At 53.7% G+C, this 1,733-nt stretch carries 15 tRNA genes; all 15 read right to left on the bottom strand.

Annotated elements, in window-relative coordinates:
- Window positions 1-75: transfer RNA gene (locus H0Z31_15665), tRNA-Gly, on the bottom strand.
- Between the two features lie 3 nt (window positions 76-78).
- A tRNA-Gln gene (locus H0Z31_15660) sits at window positions 79-150 on the bottom strand.
- A 40-nt stretch (window positions 151-190) separates the two neighbouring features.
- Window positions 191-266: transfer RNA gene (locus H0Z31_15655), tRNA-His, on the bottom strand.
- Between the two features lie 35 nt (window positions 267-301).
- Window positions 302-377, bottom strand: a tRNA-Phe gene (locus H0Z31_15650).
- A 161-nt stretch (window positions 378-538) separates the two neighbouring features.
- A tRNA-Asp gene (locus H0Z31_15645) sits at window positions 539-614 on the bottom strand.
- Window positions 615-619: 5 nt separating this feature from the next.
- Window positions 620-693, bottom strand: a tRNA-Met gene (locus H0Z31_15640).
- Window positions 694-856: 163 nt separating this feature from the next.
- Window positions 857-949 (bottom strand) — tRNA-Ser (locus tag H0Z31_15635).
- Window positions 950-962: 13 nt separating this feature from the next.
- Window positions 963-1,039 (bottom strand) — tRNA-Ile (locus tag H0Z31_15630).
- A gap of 3 nt (window positions 1,040-1,042) precedes the next feature.
- Window positions 1,043-1,119 (bottom strand) — tRNA-Met (locus tag H0Z31_15625).
- A gap of 19 nt (window positions 1,120-1,138) precedes the next feature.
- Window positions 1,139-1,214: transfer RNA gene (locus tag H0Z31_15620), tRNA-Ala, on the bottom strand.
- A 19-nt stretch (window positions 1,215-1,233) separates the two neighbouring features.
- Window positions 1,234-1,307 (bottom strand) — tRNA-Pro (locus H0Z31_15615).
- Window positions 1,308-1,312: 5 nt separating this feature from the next.
- Window positions 1,313-1,389: transfer RNA gene (locus H0Z31_15610), tRNA-Arg, on the bottom strand.
- A gap of 3 nt (window positions 1,390-1,392) precedes the next feature.
- Window positions 1,393-1,481 (bottom strand) — tRNA-Leu (locus tag H0Z31_15605).
- 13 nt (window positions 1,482-1,494) lie between these two features.
- Window positions 1,495-1,569 (bottom strand) — tRNA-Gly (locus tag H0Z31_15600).
- 3 nt (window positions 1,570-1,572) lie between these two features.
- Window positions 1,573-1,654: transfer RNA gene (locus H0Z31_15595), tRNA-Leu, on the bottom strand.
- Window positions 1,655-1,733: the final 79 nt, after the last annotated feature.

Raw genomic sequence — 1,733 nt, 5'->3', positions numbered from 1 at the left:
TGGAGCGGAAGACGGGATTCGAACCCGCGACCCCCACCTTGGCAAGGTGGTGTTCTACCACTGAACTACTTCCGCAAGCTGGGCTAGCTGGATTCGAACCAGCGCATCACGGAGTCAAAGTCCGTTGCCTTACCGCTTGGCTATAGCCCAATAATAATATATGCAAGTAATGAAAAATTGTGATGAAATATGGGGCGACTAGTGGGAATCGAACCCACGAATGTCGGAGCCACAATCCGATGCGTTAACCACTTCGCCATAGCCGCCATAGAATGTATAATCTTTGATGCTTGGCTACTGATGGTGGCTCGGGACGGAATCGAACCGCCGACACAAGGATTTTCAGTCCTTTGCTCTACCGACTGAGCTACCGAGCCGTTTTGTTTATTTTTTTATTAAATTGTTAGATATTTTATTAGTCCTTTGTCCCGCTCTCAGTAAGCTTAATCAAGTAGAAGTTCGAGCGGTACAACTCGTAGTTTTTCCAAAGAAGCTTTGCTCGTTGCTCCACCGACTGAGCTACCGAGCCGTTTAATAATGGCGGTCCCGACGGGAATCGAACCCGCGATCTCCTGCGTGACAGGCAGGCATGTTAACCGCTACACCACGGGACCCTTAATTGCGGGGGCAGGATTTGAACCTGCGACCTTCGGGTTATGAGCCCGACGAGCTACCGGACTGCTCCACCCCGCGACGATAAGAAATTACTGAATTTGTTTCATGCCCGATGTGTCTATTGACCGTCCCGCTCTCGGTTAGTTGTTTCATGAAGTAACTCGAGCGGTACGCTGAAGTATTTTCGAGGAAGTGGATTCGGGCGTGCTCCACCCCGCGACGATACAAAATTATTGAATTATGGCGGAGGAGGAGGGATTCGAACCCCCGCGCGGTTTGACCCGCCTCTCGGTTTTCAAGACCGACCCCTTCAGCCAGACTTGGGTACTCCTCCGTATTTATTTAACTGGTGGACCTTGTAGGACTCGAACCTACGACCGGACGGTTATGAGCCGTCTGCTCTAACCAGCTGAGCTAAAGGTCCTTATGGTGGCGGCGGAGGGGATCGAACCCCCGACCTCACGGGTATGAACCGTACGCTCTAGCCAGCTGAGCTACGCCGCCAGTTCATCCATTTATGTTATGGTGGAGCCTAGCGGGATCGAACCGCTGACCTCCTGCGTGCAAAGCAGGCGCTCTCCCAGCTGAGCTAAGGCCCCATTTGATGCATTTGAAGAGTCGGGAAGACAGGATTCGAACCTGCGACCCCATGGTCCCAAACCATGTGCTCTACCAAGCTGAGCTACTTCCCGGTAACTGGCGCGCCCGAGAGGATTCGAACCCCTAACCTTCTGATCCGTAGTCAGATGCTCTATCCAATTGAGCTACGGGCGCAAATGGTGCCGAGGGCCGGACTCGAACCGGCACGGTGGTCACCCACCGCAGGATTTTAAGTCCTGTGCGTCTGCCAATTCCGCCACCCCGGCATGGCTATTTAGTTGGAGCGGAAGACGGGATTCGAACCCGCGACCCCCACCTTGGCAAGGTGGTGTTCTACCACTGAACTACTTCCGCATGTGCGGGTGGAGGGACTTGAACCCCCACGCCTTGCGGCGCCAGATCCTAAGTCTGGTGCGTCTGCCAATTCCGCCACACCCGCATAAAACTGGTGAGCCATGGAGGACTCGAACCTCCGACCCTCTGATTAAAAGTCAGATGCTCTACCGACTGAGCTAATG

The sequence above is a fragment of the Bacillus sp. (in: firmicutes) genome (genome assembly GCA_017656295.1).
Lineage (GTDB): Bacteria > Bacillota > Bacilli > Bacillales > JACDOC01 > JACDOC01.
The sequence above is the reverse complement of the archived record's forward strand: the minus strand, read 5'-3'. Positions and strand labels throughout refer to the sequence as shown.